The sequence below is a fragment of the Telluria sp. Soil_C_11 genome, assembly GCF_057657395.1.
Genome location: NZ_JBDGIN010000003.1, coordinates 51,925 through 68,261, shown reverse-complemented (window position 1 = coordinate 68,261; position 16,337 = coordinate 51,925). Strand labels below are relative to the sequence as shown.

Sequence of the window (16,337 nt, the reverse complement as noted above, 5' to 3'; positions counted from 1 at the left end):
ATACGTTTGTAACATTGCGTCAATACAACAGTTCAATGCTATTCAATGCAAAAATTCCCGGTTCATGGCATGAAGGCTATGGCCGGGATCGTAGATTTCATGAGGCAAGGGTGGAAAACTGGTCTATAGTTTCGTTTTGCCCCTGAGAATCACCAGGAATCCCGATGTTTGCTTATGTACTTCGCCGCCTCTGGCAAATGCTGCCCACCATGGCCGGTGTCGTGGTGCTGGTCTTCGTGCTGTTCAACTGGGTCGGCGGCGATCCGTCCTACCTGCTGGCGGGGAAGATGGCGGATGCGCAGGCGATCGCCAACATCCGCACCCAGCTCGGGCTGGACCAGCCCTGGTACGTGCAACTCGGAATCTTCGTCAGGCAGATCCTGACCTTCGACTTCGGCAACGCCTGGAGCACCGGCGAGCCGGTGTCGCACATCCTGTCGACCCGGCTCGGGCCCTCGCTGACGGTGCTGGTGCCGCTCACCGTGCTGGAGACGCTGATCGGGATCGCGCTGGCGCTGGCGATCGCCTTCGTGCGCGGCTCGCTGACCGACCGCCTGGTGATGGTCGCCTGCACGGTCGGCATGTCGATCTCGATCCTGGTCTACATCATCGTGTTCCAGTACGGCCTGGCTTATAAACTCGGGCTGTTCCCGGTGCAGGGCTGGGGCGACCATTTCCTGGAAAACCTGCTGCGCTACGCCACGCTGCCGATCCTGATCGGCCTGACGGTCTCGGTGGCGCCGACCCTGCGCCTGTTCCGCAGCTTCGTGCTGGACGAAGTGGGCCAGGACTATGTGCGCACGGCGCGCGCCAAAGGCCTGTCCGAGCGCCGCATCGTCTGGGTCCACGTGCTGCGCAATGCCGCCATCCCGATCATCACCTACGTCATGGGCAACCTGCCGGCCCTGCTGATCGGCGCTTTCCTGCTCGAGCGCTTCTTCGGCATCCCGGGCATCGGGCGCGAGGTGATCCTGGCGGTCGAGCGCAGCGACTTCCCGGTGATCAAGGCGATCACGGTGTACGTGGCCGCCGCCACCATGGTGTTCAACCTGCTGGCCGACCTGATGTACCAGGCAGTGGACCCGAGGGTCCAGCTGAAATAAGGCAACTCAAGCAAGACGAAGGACTTTTCCGAATGAACTCTGCTGTTTCTCCTGGCCTGTGGGCGCTCGCCTGGCGGCGCCTGCGCGCCGACCGCATCGCGATGGCCTCGCTGGCGGTGGTGCTGCTGTTCCTGCTGTCCGTGCTGCTCTCCGGTGCCGGCCTGGTCGCCGCCGACTGGGAGGACGAAGTGGCGGTGAACTATGCGCCGCCGACCTTCGTCGGGCCCGATCCTGCGCTGGCCGCCTTGTCGCGCCCGGCGCCGCCGGCGCCGCCGAATGCCTTCGATCCGCTGGCGGCCGACCTGGCGCAGCTGAAGACGGAGCTGGCCCGGCATGGCCATGCCGCGCAGGTGGCCAAGGCATCGACCTTGCCCTTCGGCGCCGACAAATGGGGCCATGACATCCTCAAGAAAACCATCAAGGGCGGCCAGACCTCGATCGTGGTCGGCCTGGTCGCGGCCCTGGTGGCGGTGGCGCTGGGCACGCTGTTCGGCGCGATTTCCGGCTTCTACGGCGGCAAGGTCGACGACCTGTTCAACTGGTTCTACAGCATCTTCACCTCGATCCCGTCGATCCTGATGATCCTGACGGTGGCGGCGGTGCTGCAGACCAAGGGCGTGCTGACCATCGTGCTGATCCTCGGCCTGACCGGCTGGACCGGGCCCTACCGCCTGATCCGCGCCGAGTACATCAAGCACAAGGCGCGCGAATACGTGATGGCTGCCGACGCCATCGGTGCGTCGAGCTGGCGCCGGATGTTCTCGCACATCCTGCCGAACGTCTCGCACGTGGCGCTGGTGCAGATGTCGATCCTGGTGGTCGGCTTCATCAAGGCCGAAGTGATCCTGTCCTTCCTCGGCTTCGGCGTGCCGGTGGGCGTGGTGTCCTGGGGCAGCATGCTGAACGAGGCGCAGAATGAACTCATCCTGGGCAAGTGGTGGCAGCTGGCCGCCGCCGCCAGCGCGATGGCCCTGCTGGTGACGGCGTTCTCGCTGTTCGCCGATGCGCTGCGCGATGCGCTCGATCCGAAACTGAAGTGAGCACTATATGACTTTCGATCAGCCATTGCTCGAGGTGCGCGACCTGCGCGTGTCCTTCCGCATCGACAAAAAGAACACCTTCGAAGCGGTGAAGGGCATTTCCTTCAGCCTGCCGAAGAACGCGACCGTGGCCCTGGTGGGCGAATCCGGCAGCGGCAAGTCGGTCAGCTCGCTGGCGGTGATGGGCCTGCTGCCGCAGGAGACCACCGTCATCCACGAAGGTTCGTCGATCCGTTTCGACGGCCGCGAACTGCTCGACCAGTCCATCGAGGCGCGCCGCAGGCTGTGCGGCAAGGACATCGCGATGATCTTCCAGGAGCCGATGTCCTCGCTGAACCCGGTGTTCACGGTCGGGTACCAGATCGGCGAGGTGCTGCGCCTGCACCTGGGCATGGACAAGCGCCAGGCGCGCGCACGCACGCTCGCGTTGCTCGAAGAAGTCGGCATCCCCGATCCGGCCAACAAGATCGACGCCTACCCGAGCCAGATGTCGGGCGGCCAGCAGCAGCGCGTGATGATCGCGATGGCGATCGCCTGCGAGCCGCGGCTCCTGATCGCCGACGAGCCGACCACCGCGCTCGACGTGACGATCCAGAAGCAGATCATGGAGCTGATCGCTCGCCTGCAAAAGAAGCACCAGATGTCGGTGCTGTTCATCACCCACGACCTCGGGCTGGTGGGAGAAATCGCCGATCGCGTGATCGTGATGCGCCACGGCGAGGTGAGGGAAGAGGGGCCGGCCGCCCAGGTCCTGCATGCGCCCGCCGATGCGTATACGCGGGCGCTGCTGCATTGCCGGCCGAAGCTGGACGAGCGGCCGGTGCGCCTGCCGGTGATCGACGATTACCTGAGCGGGCGGCATTCCGCGGAGATCGTGTTGCCGCAGCGTGCGCGCGGCTATGCTGCCGGCGACGACAACGTGCTGGTGGTGCAGGGCCTGCAGAAGAGTTTCTGGCTGCGCGAAGGCCTGTTCGGCAAGCGCGAGTTCAAGGCCGTGAAGGAGGTGTCGTTCACGCTCCCGCGCGGCAAGACGCTGGGAGTGGTGGGCGAATCGGGCTCCGGCAAGACCACGGTCGGCCTGACCCTGCTGCGCCTGCACCGCGCCACCGGCGGCAGCGCCATGTTCGACGGCCGCGACCTGCTGGCGATGAGCGACCGCGAGTACCAGGCCTATAAGCGGCGCATCCAGATCATCTTCCAGAACCCGTACGCCTCGCTGAATCCGCGCTTCACGGTTGGCCAGATCCTGCTGGAGCCGATGCGCATCCACCGCATCGGCGCCAACGATGCCGAGCGGGTCGAGCATGCGCACTATCTATTGAAGCGCGTCGGGCTGCCCGAGCACGCCTTCCACCGCTATCCGCACGAATTCTCCGGCGGCCAGCGCCAGCGCATCGCGATCGCGCGCTGCCTGACGATGAAGCCGGAAATCCTGGTGTGCGACGAGTCGGTATCGGCGCTGGACGTCTCGGTCCAGGCCCAGGTGCTGAACCTGCTGCAGGACCTGCAGGACGAGTACAAGATGAGCTACATCTTCATCTCGCACGACCTGTCGGTGGTGAAGTACATCTCCGACCGCGTGATGGTGATGCACCACGGCAGCGTGGTCGAGATGGCCGATTCGGACGAGCTGTACCGCAACCCCCGGCACCCCTACACCCAGGCGCTGCTGGCCGCCATCCCGCGCGGCGCCTGAACTTGATCCAGCTAAAACCGGGGTCAGACTCCCGATTTTGGAAATGTCCTGTTGGCTCTTTCCAAAATCGGGAGTCTGACCCCGGTTTGTTGTTTGTCAAGGCCGCGCGGGTCTATCATTTCCGATACCATATCGACATGGCCCAGCTTTCCCACCTGATACATACCTACGGCGCGCTGATCGTGTTCGGCGTCGTGCTGCTCGAGCAGATCGGTTTGCCGATTCCCGCCTTTCCGGTGTTGATCATCGCGGGCGCGCTGGCGGTCGACCAGCATGCCAACTGGCCCTTGTACCTGGCGGCCAGCATCGTGGCCTGCCTGATCAGCGATTATTTCTGGTTCCGCGCCGGCCGCTACTACGGCAAGCGCATCCTGCGGCTGCTGTGCCGGATTTCGCTGTCGCCGGATTCCTGCGTCAGCCAGACCGAAGACAACTTCAGCCGCTGGGGCGCCAAGTCGCTGGTGGTCGCCAAGTTCATTCCCGGCTTCAATACCATCGCGCCGCCGCTGGCCGGGGCGATGGGCACCACCACGCAACGCTTCATCTGGCTGTCGGTGGCCGGCGGGCTGCTGTGGAGCGGCGTCGGCATGGGACTGGGCGCCTGGTTCCACGGCAGCGTCGACGACGTGATCGGCTGGTTCGAGACCCTCGGCAGCACCGCGCTGATGGTGGTCGGTGCGCTGCTCGCCCTGTTCATCCTGCTCAAGTACATCGAACGCCGCCGCAACCTCGGCGCCGCCGACCTGCCGCGCATCACTCCCGAGGAACTCAAGGGCCTGCTCGAAGCCGGCCACGACCCGCTGATCGTCGATGCCCGCAGCGTGACCGCGCGCGGGATGGAGGAGGGCATTCCCGGCGCGCTGGTGTATGGCGAGCACACCCCGGAGCGCCTGATGGCGACCCTCGACCGCGAGCGCCACATCGTCGTCTATTGCTCCTGTCCGAACGACATCACCGCGGCCCAGGTGGCCAAGGCATTCCTCGACAACGGTTTCCACCGCGCGCGTCCGCTGCGCGGCGGCCTCGACGCCTGGAACGCGCATTGCGCGGACGGCATGGCGGACGCCGAACTCAGGTCCAAAACTGGCTGATTTGGTAGCTCGACTACTCGGAATTTGTGGCGATTTTTAACAGGATTCCTAGCTAAACAAGGTGGCGTGTACCTAAACTACAATAAACGCTTGCGCTGAAGCCAAGAAATCCTTAAGCTTTCGGAATCTGTTTCCGATTCCACGCCATGACCGCCGCACCCGCATCCTCCGCTCTCCAGCCGACCTCCGCCTCCCTGAACGCGACTGCGGGGCATGCCAGCCCGCGCCTGCTCGCGGACATCGGCGGCACCAACGCGCGCTTCGCGCTGGAACCCGGCCCGGGCCGCATCGCGCATATCGAGGTGCTGGCCTGTGCCGATTATCCGACCCTGGCGGACGCCCTGCGCGCCTACCTGGCCCTGCCGGAGGTCGCCGATGCGGTGGCAGGCTCCGGCGCGGTGCGCCACGCAGCGATCGCGATCGCCAATCCGGTGATGGGCGACATGGTGCGCATGACCAATCACCACTGGGAATTCTCGATCGAAGCCCTGCGCCGCGAGTGCGGTTTCGACACCTTTGTCGTGGTCAACGATTTCGAGGCGCTGGCAATGGCGCTGCCGTGGCTGCTGGATAGCGACAAGCGCCAGGTCGGCGGCGGTGCGGCCGGCGCGGGCGCGCCGATCGGCCTGCTGGGCGCGGGCACCGGGCTGGGCGTATCCGGCCTGATCCCGACGCCGGACGGCAAGAGCTGGACCGCGCTGCGCAGCGAAGGCGGCCACGTGACCTTTTCGCCGGCCAACGAGACCGAGGTTGCGATCCTGCAGTTCGCCTGGCGCGAATTCGAGCACGTATCGGCCGAGCGCCTGCTGTCCGGCGCCGGCGTCGAACTGATCTACCGCGCGCTGGCGCATCACCGCGGCGTCGCCGCCGAGCCGCTGGATGCGCCGGAGATCTCGCGCCGCGCCCTGGCCGGCGAATGCGCCCTGTGCGACGAAGTCGTCGAAGCCTTCTGCGGCATGCTGGGCACGGTAGCAGGCAACCTCGCCGTCACGCTCGGCGCCCAGGGCGGGGTCTACATCGGCGGCGGCATCGTGCCGCGCCTGGGCGAGCGCTTCGAGCGTTCCTGCTTCCGCCGCCGCTTCGAGCAGAAGGGGCGCTTCGCCGGCTACCTGTCGGCGGTCCCGACCTATGTGATCACGGCCGACTACCCGGCCTTCCTGGGCGTTTCCGCGATCCTGGCCGAACGGCTCGGCGTTTGAGCGGGCGCAGCCCGGCGCCGCGCCGGGCGGGGGTGCGCGTGTTCGCCTGTGCACAGCCTCTCCCTTTCCGGGTTTTATCGGGTACAATGGCCGCCAATTGGTAGAAACGATGTCGTTCGCTTGCCTGGCACGCCCGGAGCCTTGCCTCCACAGCCTGGTTTCCTTCCTGCGCCAGCAGCCCCGTTTCTCCTGAAAGTCAACCATTGCAGTCTGCTTGACCGGCGGACTGCCGCGTGGCGGGGCCGGGAGCTCCCCACGGTATTCCGCCCGGTGCCCCCACCGGGCCACGGAACCCAGTTTCAACGTGTGCTGTCTCATCCGGGGCGCAAGCCTGCGTGTCGCTGCAACGGCGCGCCGCGATCGCGCTGTGTGGCCGCTGAACTGGTTTGTGTTTGATATTTTCTTTGCGCGACTTGCAAGATCCGCTGACGACATCGTTATGAACACTGATGAGGCCAAGAAGGTCCTCGAGACCGCCTTGCTGTGCGCGCGCGAGCCGATGACGATCCACGGCATGAAGAAACTGTTCGCCGACGTCGACGCGAACGGCAGGCAGATCGGCGCGGGCGTGGGCGCCGACACGATCAAGATCCTGCTGGAAGAACTGCGCCAGGACTGGCAGGACCGCGGCATCGAGATCGTCAGCCTGGCATCCGGCTGGCGCTTCCAGAGCCGGCCCGAGATGAAGCCCTATCTCGACCGGATCGCGCCGGAAAAGCCGCCGAAGTATTCGCGCGCGACGCTGGAGACGCTGGCGATCATCGCCTACCGCCAGCCGGTCACGCGCGGCGACATCGAAGAGATCCGCGGCGTCGCCGTGAACTCGCAGACGATCAAGATGCTGGAAGACCGCGGCTGGATCGACGTGGTCGGCCACCGCGAGGTGCCGGGACGGCCGGCGCTGCTGGGCACGACCCGGCAGTTCCTCGACGACCTGGGCCTGGCCTCGCTGTCGCAGCTGCCGCCGCTGCAGCAGGTGGCCGACGGGGCCGACGGGCGCAGCCTGGAGGCGCTGGAAGCGGCTTTGCAACAATTTGACGACACTTCACCTGTTGAAGTCCCCGTGCACGACACCGCGCACGAACCCGAGCAAGACCCTGCGCCCGCAACCGGCGGTTGATCTCGCGCCAGGTCAGCAAAAAACAACGAAACGAATGATGAATCCAACCGACACCACCGAGACGACCCCTGCCGAGGCAGGGCTGGAGACGGCAGCCAAGCCGAAGCGCAAGCCGCGCACCCAGGCGGCGGCCGACGGCGCGCAGCCGAACCTCGAAGCCAAACCGAAACGCACCCGCAAGGCCGTGGCCAAGCCGGCCGACGAGCCTGCCGCATCGGCAACCGCAGCCGCCGCGCCGGTAAGTGAGGCCCCGGCAGCGCAAGCCGCGAAACCGGTCCGCAAGCCGCGCGCGAAGAAAGCCGCCGATGTGGCGGAGCAGGCCGCGCCGGCCCCGGCGCCCGCCGCCGAAGCCGCCCAGCCGGCGCAGCCGGTCCAGCAGGCAGCGCAGCCGGCGGCAAGCGCCGCGGAGTCGGCCGTGTACGCCACGGACGACGGCCAGCGCAAGCCGCGCGGCCCGCGCCAGATGCGCGAACAGCGCCAGCAGCGCGAAGTGGCCGGCGCAACGGCGGCAGCGCCGCGCGTCCAGGCCGATGACGCCGGCACCGGCGCCGCCCAGTCGGCCCAGCCGGGCGCCGAGCAGCAGCCCGGGCAGGGCGGCGAGCAGCGCCGCGACGCGCGCGGCGGCAGGCAGGATGGCCAGAAGCGGGGCAAGAAAGGCCAGCCGGGCCAGCAAGCCCGCCAGCAGGGACAGCAGGCCCAGCCGGGCCAGCAGGGACAGCAAGCCCAGCCGGGTAAGCAGCAGGGCAAGCAGCAGGCCAAGGGCAAGAACGCGCGCGGCGGCAAGGACAGCCGCGGCGGCAAGGCGAACGACGCCGACGCCGTGTTCTCCTTCGTCACCTCGGACGCCTTCGACGCGAGCGAGGGCGGCCGTGGCCAGCCCCAGCCGTCCAAGGTGCGCCGCGACCTGACCGCCGAGGACGACGCGCCCAAGCTGCACAAGGTGCTGGCCGAGGCCGGCCTCGGTTCGCGCCGCGACATGGAAGAGCTGATCATCGCCGGCCGCGTGTCGGTGAACGGCGAGCCGGCCCACATCGGCCAGCGCATCCTGCCGACCGATGCCGTGCGCATCAACGGCAAGCTGCTGCAGCGCCGCGTGAACAACAACAAGCCGCCGCGCGTGCTGGTGTACCACAAGCCGGCCGGTGAAATCGTCAGCGCGGACGATCCGGAAGGCCGTCCGTCGGTGTTCGACCGCCTGCCGACCATGAAAACCGGCAAATGGCTGGCCGTCGGCCGCCTCGACTTCAACACCGAGGGCCTGCTGCTGTTCACGAATTCCGGCGACCTCGCGAACCGCCTGATGCACCCGCGCTACAACATCGACCGCGAGTACGCCGTGCGTACCCTGGGCGAGCTGGAAGAGGGCATGCGCCAGAAGCTGCTGGCCGGCGTCGAGCTGGAAGACGGCCTGGCGTCCTTCACCAAGATCGTCGACGGTGGCGGCGAAGGCGTGAACCGCTGGTACCGCGTGGTGATCGGCGAAGGCCGCAACCGCGAGGTGCGCCGCATGTTCGAGGCGGTCGGCCTGACCGTCTCGCGCCTGATCCGTACCCGCTATGGCGCGATGACCCTGCCGACCGGCCTGAAGCGCGGCCGCTGGGAAGAGCTGGAAGAAAACGACGTCCGCAACTTCATGACCGCCTTCGGCATCGAGAAGAAGGGCGGCGCCGGCCAGGGCCAGGGTGGCCAGAAGCAGAAGCCGGGCGGCGGCAAGGAGCGCGGCGGCGTCAGTCAGGACCGCGCCAATGGCAACCGCATCGACCGCGCCGACGCCAACCGCAACGTCGATCCGTTCGGCCCGCCGGTGGTGCGTGTGGGCGCCCAGCAGGGCGGCCGCGGCCAGTCCGGCATCCTCGGCGGTGCGCAGGGACGTGGCGGCAGCGGCTTCGGCGGCGGCAAGGGAGGCAGCGGTGGCCAGGGGCGCAATGGCGGCCAGGGCCGTAGTGGTGGCGGCGGTGGCGGCAAGGGGCCGCGCCAGCCGGATCCGCTGCAGACCACCTTCGGCTTCGCCGGCGCCGGCCAGAACCGCCGTCCGCAGGGGCCGCGCGTGAGCGACCACGGCTTGCCGCGCCGCGGCCGCAGGGGTTAATCCGGGCAAGGCCGTCCCGCGCGGGAGGACTGGTGCCCCGGCACTATTCAGACTGCGCAGGGACGAGGCATTGGTGCGCTGCGGGACCGACGTAAAACGGGATGTCCTGCGCCCCGGCCGCCAAAGGTGTAAACTGTTGCATACCTGTTCATTTTGCAGGGCAGCGATTGCGAGCTGCCCCGTATCGGGTTATAATTCGAAACCAATCCAAGCTCTGCCCGGTGTTTTGTCTGGTGTGAGGGCATGGAATCTGGTGAGGAATATAAGAAGATGGGCAGTTGCCCATTTTTTTTTTGTTGAATCGTTTTACGAGGTCCGGCACTAGCCGGTGATCTGGAGAAGTCAGTGCAGCTGTTTGATTTGATCGCCACGACAGTCGGAGGACTGGGCTACGAACTCGTCGATATCGAGCGGGCCGAGCGAGGCATCCTGCGCGTGTTCATCGACTTCCCGGCGGCGGTGGCGGACGAAAAGGGACCGATCTCGGTCGAAGATTGCGCCACGGTGAGCCACCAGCTGTCGCACGTGTTGATGGTCGAAAACGTCGACTACGAGCGCCTGGAAGTGTCGTCGCCCGGACTGGACCGTCCGGTGCGCACCCTGGCCGACTTCGAGCGCTTTGCCGGTGAAGAATGCACGGTCAAGCTGCGCGTCGCGATGCCCGGCACCGCGAACCGCAAGACCTATACGGGCATCCTGCATGCACCGCAAGGCGACAAGGTCGGATTGGAATTTGAAAGCAAGGATGGCCCGGCGTTATTGGAATTTACGCTGGCCGAACTGGACAAGGCACGCCTGGTGCCGAAGGTGGATTTTAGGAGTCGCAAAGCATGAGTCGCGAAATTTTGTTACTGGTTGATGCGCTCGCGCGCGAAAAAAACGTCGATAAAGAGGTCGTCTTCGGCGCGCTCGAGTTCGCGCTGGCGCAGGCCACGAAAAAACGCTACGAGGGCGATGTCGACATCCGCGTGAGCATCGATCGCGACAGCGGCGAATTCGAAACCTTCCAGCGCTGGCACGTCGTGCCGGACGAGGCCGGCCTGCAGCTGCCGGACCAGGAAATCCTGCATTTCGAAGCCAAGGAGCAGATCCCCGACATCGAAGTCGGCGAATACATCGAAGAGCCGATCGAGTCGGTCGAGTTCGGCCGCCGCTTCGCCCAGGACACCAAGCAGGTCGTGCTGCAGCGCGTGCGCGATGCCGAGCGCGAGCAGATCCTGCAGGACTTCCTGGAGCGCGGCGACGCCCTCGTCACCGGCACCATCAAGCGCATGGAGCGCGGCGATGCGATCGTCGAGTCGGGCAAGATCGAAGCGCGCCTGCCGCGCGACCAGATGATCCCGAAGGAAAACCTGCGCATCGGCGACCGCGTCCGTGCCTACATCCTGCGCGTGGACCGCAATATGCGCGGCCCGCAGGTGATCCTGTCGCGCACCGCGCCGGAATTCATCATGAAGCTGTTCGAGCTGGAAGTGCCGGAAATCGAGCAGGGCCTCCTGCAGATCAAGTCGGCCGCCCGCGACCCGGGCGTGCGCGCCAAGATCGCCGTGTTCACGGCCGACAAGCGCATCGACCCGATCGGCACCTGCGTCGGCATGCGCGGTTCGCGCGTGCAGGCCGTGACCGGCGAGCTGGGCGGCGAGCGCGTGGACATCGTCCTGTGGTCGGAAGATCCGGCCCAGTTCGTGATCGGCGCGCTGGCCCCGGCCAACGTGTCGTCGATCATGGTCGACGAAGAGAAGCACGCGATGGACGTCGTGGTCGACGAGGAAAACCTGGCGATCGCGATCGGCCGTTCGGGCCAGAACGTGCGCCTGGCGTCCGACCTGACCGGCTGGAAGATCAACATCATGACGGCCGAGGAATCGGCCAACAAGGCTGAACAGGAAACGGCCGCCGTGCGCGCGCTGTTCATGGAAAAGCTGGATGTGGACGAGGAAGTGGCGAATATCCTGGTCGAGGAAGGTTTCTCGAGCCTTGAAGAAATCGCCTACGTTCCCATTTCGGAAATGCTCGAAATCGAATCGTTCGACGAAGACACCGTCAACGAACTGCGCACCCGTGCCCGTGACGCACTGGTGACCGAAGCGATCGCTTCCGAAGAAGGCCTCGAGGGAATGGAAGAGGCACTGGTCAACCTGGAAGGGATGGACCGCACGACCGCCGGCAAGCTTGGCCTGGCCGGCATCAAGACCCTCGAGCAATTCGCAGGCCTGGCCTACGACGAGTTCAGCGCCATCCTGGCGTTGCCGACCGACCGTGCCCGTGAACTGATCAAGAACGCATTTAATGATGTGACCGACGATGAGATGAAACTGGTCGACGCGAAATACGACGACCGGGCCAAGGCCCTGCAGGCGAAAGCCTGGAGCCAGGTCGAAACGGCCAAGGCATAAGGGTTTGCACATTATTCTTTATCATCGCGCGACACATAGAAAAGAGGACTGAATGGCGAGTAACAACGTAGCCCAATTTGCCACCGAACTGAAGATGCCTGCAGACTTGCTGCTGACGCAGCTGCGTTCTGCTGGCGTCGAGAAAAGTTCGACGTCAGATCCCTTGTCCAAGGATGATAAGGATAAGCTGCTGAACCATCTGCGCCGTACCCATGGCGCTGCCGAATCGGGCGAAAAGAAGAAGATCACGGTGACCCGCAAGGAAACCTCCGAGATCAAGCAGGCTGACGCGAGCGGCAAATCGCGCACGATCCAGGTCGAAGTACGCAAGAAGCGCACCTTCGTGCAGCGCGACGACCTGGTCACCACCAAGGCCGCCACGGCCCCGGTGATCGACGCCGCCGAACAGGCGCGTCGTGACGAGGAAGCGCGCCGCCAGTCGGAACTGCTGGCGCGCCAGGAAGCGGAACTGCGTGAAAAGCAGGAACGCCTGGCCAAGCTCGAATCCGAGAAGGCCGCACAGGCCAAGGCGGCCGAAGAGCAGGCCAAGCGCGACGCCGAGGAGCGTGCCCAGCGTGAAACCGCGGCTGCAGCGCAAGCTCAAGCCTCGGCCCAGGCCGACGCCGCGGCCGGCGCCGCCGATGCGGCCGCCGAAGCCAAGCGCGCTGCCGCCGACGAAGCCAAGAAGGCCGCTGCCGAAGAAGCCAAGCGCAAATCCGACGAAGCCGCCAAGGAAGCCGCCGAACGCGCTGCCGCCACCGAGCGCGCACGCAAGGCCGTGGCCGACGAAGTGGCCCAGATCAAGGCCATGATGGCCCAGCCGCGCCGCGTGATCAAGGCGCCGGAAGTGCCGGCGCCGAAGCCGAAGGCAGCCGAGCCGGCCACCCTGCACAAGCCGGCGACGACGGCCAAGCCGGGCGAAGCCAAGCCGGGCGAATCGACCGGCAATGGCGCGCGTCCGAAGCCGGGCGACAAGAAATCGATCAAGTCGGCCAACGTGGCCTCGACCTGGTCGGACGACAAGAAACGCGGCGCTCCGGGCGGCGGCATGAAGGGGCGTGGCGCCCCCTCGACCGGCGGCCGTGACGGCTGGCGCGCGGGCGGCGGCCGTGGTGGCCGTCGTGGCGGCCACGACGATCGCGAATCGAATTTCCAGGCCCCGACCGAAGCCATCGTGCGCGACGTCTACGTGCCGGAAACCATCACCGTGGCCGAACTGGCGCACAAGATGGCCGTGAAGGCATCGGAGGTCATCAAGCAGCTGATGAAGCTGGGCCAGATGTGCACCATCAACCAGGTGCTGGACCAGGAAACCGCGATGATCGTGGTGGAAGAGATGGGCCACAAGGCCTTCGCCGCCGCCGAGGACGATCCGGAAGCGCTGCTGGCCGACCACGGCGAGCACGCCGAGTTCGAGGCCAAGCCGCGCGCGCCGGTCGTGACCGTGATGGGCCACGTCGACCACGGCAAGACCTCGCTGCTGGACTACATCCGCCGCGCGAAAGTGGCTGCTGGCGAAGCCGGCGGCATTACCCAGCACATCGGTGCATACCACGTGGATACCCCGCGCGGCATGGTCACCTTCCTGGATACCCCGGGTCACGAAGCCTTCACGGCCATGCGTGCCCGCGGCGCCAAGGCGACCGACATCGTGATCCTGGTGGTGGCGGCCGACGACGGCGTGATGCCGCAGACCAAGGAAGCGATCGCCCACGCGAAAGCCGCCGGCGTGCCGCTGGTGGTGGCGATCAACAAGATCGACAAGCAGGGTGCGAACACCGACCGCGTGACCCAGGAACTGGTTGCCGAAGGCGTGGTGCCGGAAGAATACGGCGGCGAGTCGCCGTTCGTGCCGGTGTCGGCCAAGACCGGCCAGGGCATCGACGACCTGCTGGAAAACGTGCTGCTGCAGGCCGAAGTGCTGGAACTGAAAGCACCGGTGGAATCGCTGGCGCGCGGCCTGGTGGTCGAAGCCCGCCTGGACAAGGGCCGCGGCCCGGTCGCCACCATCCTGGTGCAGTCGGGTACCCTGAAGCGCGGCGACGTCGTGCTGGCGGGTTCGTCCTTCGGCCGCGTCCGTGCGATGCTGGACGAGAACGGCAAGGCGGTGACCGAAGCCGGTCCTTCCTTCCCGGTCGAGATCCAGGGCCTGACCGAAGTGCCGAGCGCCGGCGAGGAAGTCATGGTCATGGCGGACGAGCGCAAGGCGCGCGAGATCGCACTGTTCCGTCAAGGTAAGTTCCGCGACGTGAAGCTGGCCAAGCAGCAGGCGGCGAAGCTGGAAAACATGTTCGACCAGATGGCCGAGGGCGAGGTCAAGAACCTGCCGCTCATCATCAAGACGGACGTGCAGGGTTCGCAGGAAGCGCTGGTCGGTTCGCTGCAGAAGCTGTCGACCTCGGAAGTGCGTGTGCAGATCGTGCACGCGGCCGTGGGCGGCATCACGGAATCGGACGTCAACCTGGCGACCGCGTCGAAGGCAGTCATCATCGGCTTCAACGCCCGTGCCGACGCCCAGGCGCGCAAGCTCGCGGAAGCCAACGGCGTCGACATCCGTTACTACAGCATCATTTACGATGCGATCGACGAGATCAAGACCGCACTGTCGGGCATGCTGGCGCCGGAGAAGCGCGAGCACATCACCGGCCAGGTCGAAATCCGCCAGGTCATCCTGGTGTCGAAGGTCGGCGCGATCGCGGGCTGCCTGGTCACCGATGGCGTCGTCAAGCGCACCTCGTCGGTACGCCTGCTGCGCAACAACATCGTGGTCTGGACCGGCGAGATCGATTCGCTCAAGCGCTTCAAGGACGACGTGAAAGAAGTCCGCGCCGGTCTGGAGTGCGGCCTGTCGCTGAAGAACTACAACGAAATCCAGGTCGGCGACGTTCTGGAGGTGTTCGAAGTGCAGGAAGTGGCGCGTACGCTGTAATACGGTCGTTCCATCGATTGGAGTAGCATTGGGGCTAGTAGGCCTGCGCCGCGTGGCGTGGGCCACTGGCCCCAAGTTTTTTTAAGAATACAATGCCAAAACACAGTAAAAGCATCCCCTCGCGCGGCTTGCGCGTCGCCGACCAGATCCAGAAGGACCTGTCGGAACTCATCGCGTTCGAACTGAAGGATCCGCGCGTCGGCATGGTCACCATCAGCGAGGTCAAGCTGACCCCGGACTACGCGCACGCGAAGGTCTACTTCACCCTGCTGAAAGACAGCCCGGAAGAGATCAAGCAGACCCTCGAAGGCCTGAGCAAGGCGGCCGGCTACCTGCGCAACCTGCTCGGCAAGCGCCTGCACATCCACACGCTGCCGCAGCTGCATTTCGTGCACGACACCTCGACCAGCCGCGGCCTCGCAATGTCGGCCCTGATCGACCAGGCCAACGCGACCCGTGCCGCGGACTATGTGGACGAGTCTGCCCCCGCAGACACTGACGAAGATTCGGATAGCGAGTGAACGCACGGCCCCCGAAGAAGCCCCGCGACCTGGTCGACGGGGTGCTCCTGATCGACAAGCCGGTCGGCCTGTCCTCGAACGACGCGCTGACCAAAGTGAAGCGCATCGTCAACGCCAGGAAGGCCGGCCACACCGGCACCCTCGACCCGTTCGCCACCGGCCTGCTGCCGCTGTGCTTCGGCGAGGCGACCAAGTTTTCGCAAGACCTGCTGGAAGCGGACAAGACCTATCTCGCCACCATCCACCTCGGCATCACCACCACCACCGGCGATACCGAAGGCGAAGTGCTGGAAACGCGTGACGTCGACGTCGGCACGGAGCAGGTCGAAGCCGCGCTGGCGCGCTTCCGCGGCCCGATCCTGCAGGTGCCGCCGATGTACTCGGCCCTGAAGCGCGACGGCAAGGCCTTGTACGAATATGCGCGCGAAGGCATCGTGCTGGAGCGCGAAGCACGCCCGGTCACGATCCACGCGCTGGAACTGGTCGCCATCGCGGCGCCTTTCCTGAGCATCCGCGTCACCTGCAGCAAGGGCACCTACGTGCGCGTGCTCGGCGAGGACATCGGCGCGGCGCTCGGCTGCGGCGCCCACCTGAGCGCACTGCGCCGGGTGCAGGTCGGTGCGCTCACCACCGCCGACATGGTCACGCTGGAAGAGCTGCAGGCGCACGCGGACCCGCTGTCGCTGCTGGCGCCGGTCGATGCGCTGCTGTCGAGCTTCCCGCGCGTCGACCTGACGCCCGAGCTGGAGAAGCGCTTCCTGAACGGCCAGCGCCTGGCGCTCGGCAAGGAACCGGTGCAGGTGCCGCAGGAGCAGGGCAGGGTGCGTGTCTATGCCGGCGATAAACTGCTGGGCACCGCCATCCTGCAGGAATACGCGATCCTGGCGCCGGAACGGCTGATTTCGCGGCCACAGGGCTGAGGTTCGCGGCGTTGATCCTGCGGATCGGCGCCGCGTGCGCGCTGCGGCGGCCTTGAAATCGGCCGGCGGCCCTCCACATGGGGCCGCATAAACCCGAAAACGTGCGCGGAAACGGCAAATCGTTGAAAATTCAGGGCTTTTCTCATCGCTGCATCGCAGCAAGCCAAATCCGCATGCTATACTAGCGGGTTCTGGAAATCGGCAAGCGCAACGCATCTGGCCGACCGCCACCT

At 66.0% G+C, this 16,337-nt stretch carries 12 protein-coding genes; all 12 read left to right on the top strand.

What is annotated here, in order from left to right; translation table 11 throughout:
• The first annotated feature begins 164 nt into the window (after positions 1 to 164).
• The 12 genes from AC3A6M_RS05925 to truB all read left to right on the top strand — a co-directional run bounded on the left by AC3A6M_RS05925 (position 165) and on the right by truB (position 16,104).
• Positions 165 to 1,103 carry an ABC transporter permease gene (locus AC3A6M_RS05925; RefSeq protein WP_487851805.1) on the top strand — a complete coding sequence of 313 codons (939 nt, stop codon included), beginning with the start codon at positions 165 to 167 and terminating at the stop codon, positions 1,101 to 1,103.
• Between the two features lie 32 nt (positions 1,104 to 1,135).
• Positions 1,136 to 2,143 (top strand): ABC transporter permease, encoded by a 1,008-nt coding sequence (locus AC3A6M_RS05920; RefSeq protein ID WP_487851804.1) that lies wholly within the window; start codon positions 1,136 to 1,138, stop codon positions 2,141 to 2,143.
• Positions 2,144 to 2,150: 7 nt separating this feature from the next.
• Positions 2,151 to 3,839: an ABC transporter ATP-binding protein gene (locus AC3A6M_RS05915; protein WP_487851803.1), complete on the top strand. Its 1,689-nt coding sequence runs from the start codon at positions 2,151 to 2,153 to the stop codon at positions 3,837 to 3,839.
• Positions 3,840 to 3,976: 137 nt separating this feature from the next.
• Complete coding sequence (locus AC3A6M_RS05910) at positions 3,977 to 4,930, top strand: DedA family protein/thiosulfate sulfurtransferase GlpE (protein WP_487851802.1); 954 nt, start codon at positions 3,977 to 3,979, stop codon at positions 4,928 to 4,930.
• Between the two features lie 146 nt (positions 4,931 to 5,076).
• Complete coding sequence (locus tag AC3A6M_RS05905; protein ID WP_487851801.1) at positions 5,077 to 6,129, top strand: glucokinase; 1,053 nt, start codon at positions 5,077 to 5,079, stop codon at positions 6,127 to 6,129.
• 439 nt (positions 6,130 to 6,568) lie between these two features.
• Positions 6,569 to 7,249, top strand: a complete 681-nt coding sequence (gene scpB / locus AC3A6M_RS05900) for an SMC-Scp complex subunit ScpB (RefSeq protein ID WP_487851800.1) — start codon at positions 6,569 to 6,571, stop codon at positions 7,247 to 7,249.
• A 37-nt stretch (positions 7,250 to 7,286) separates the two neighbouring features.
• The gene (gene rluB / locus AC3A6M_RS05895) at positions 7,287 to 9,338 is read left to right on the top strand and encodes a 23S rRNA pseudouridine(2605) synthase RluB (RefSeq protein WP_487852183.1); all 2,052 of its coding nucleotides are present in this window, start codon (positions 7,287 to 7,289) and stop codon (positions 9,336 to 9,338) included.
• Between the two features lie 345 nt (positions 9,339 to 9,683).
• Positions 9,684 to 10,172 (top strand): ribosome maturation factor RimP, encoded by a 489-nt coding sequence (gene rimP / locus AC3A6M_RS05890; protein WP_487851799.1) that lies wholly within the window; start codon positions 9,684 to 9,686, stop codon positions 10,170 to 10,172.
• On the top strand, positions 10,169 to 11,734 hold the full coding sequence (gene nusA / locus AC3A6M_RS05885) for a transcription termination factor NusA (protein WP_487851798.1): 1,566 nt from the start codon (positions 10,169 to 10,171) through the stop codon (positions 11,732 to 11,734). Before rimP ends, nusA begins: the two co-directional genes overlap by 4 nt.
• A gap of 52 nt (positions 11,735 to 11,786) precedes the next feature.
• Positions 11,787 to 14,663, top strand: coding sequence for a translation initiation factor IF-2 (gene infB, locus AC3A6M_RS05880; RefSeq protein WP_487851797.1), 2,877 nt, complete (start codon positions 11,787 to 11,789; stop codon positions 14,661 to 14,663).
• Between the two features lie 92 nt (positions 14,664 to 14,755).
• Positions 14,756 to 15,184: a 30S ribosome-binding factor RbfA gene (rbfA, locus tag AC3A6M_RS05875; protein WP_487851796.1), complete on the top strand. Its 429-nt coding sequence runs from the start codon at positions 14,756 to 14,758 to the stop codon at positions 15,182 to 15,184.
• Complete coding sequence (gene truB / locus AC3A6M_RS05870; RefSeq protein ID WP_487851795.1) at positions 15,181 to 16,104, top strand: tRNA pseudouridine(55) synthase TruB; 924 nt, start codon at positions 15,181 to 15,183, stop codon at positions 16,102 to 16,104. Before rbfA ends, truB begins: the two co-directional genes overlap by 4 nt.
• Positions 16,105 to 16,337 lie beyond the last annotated feature (233 nt).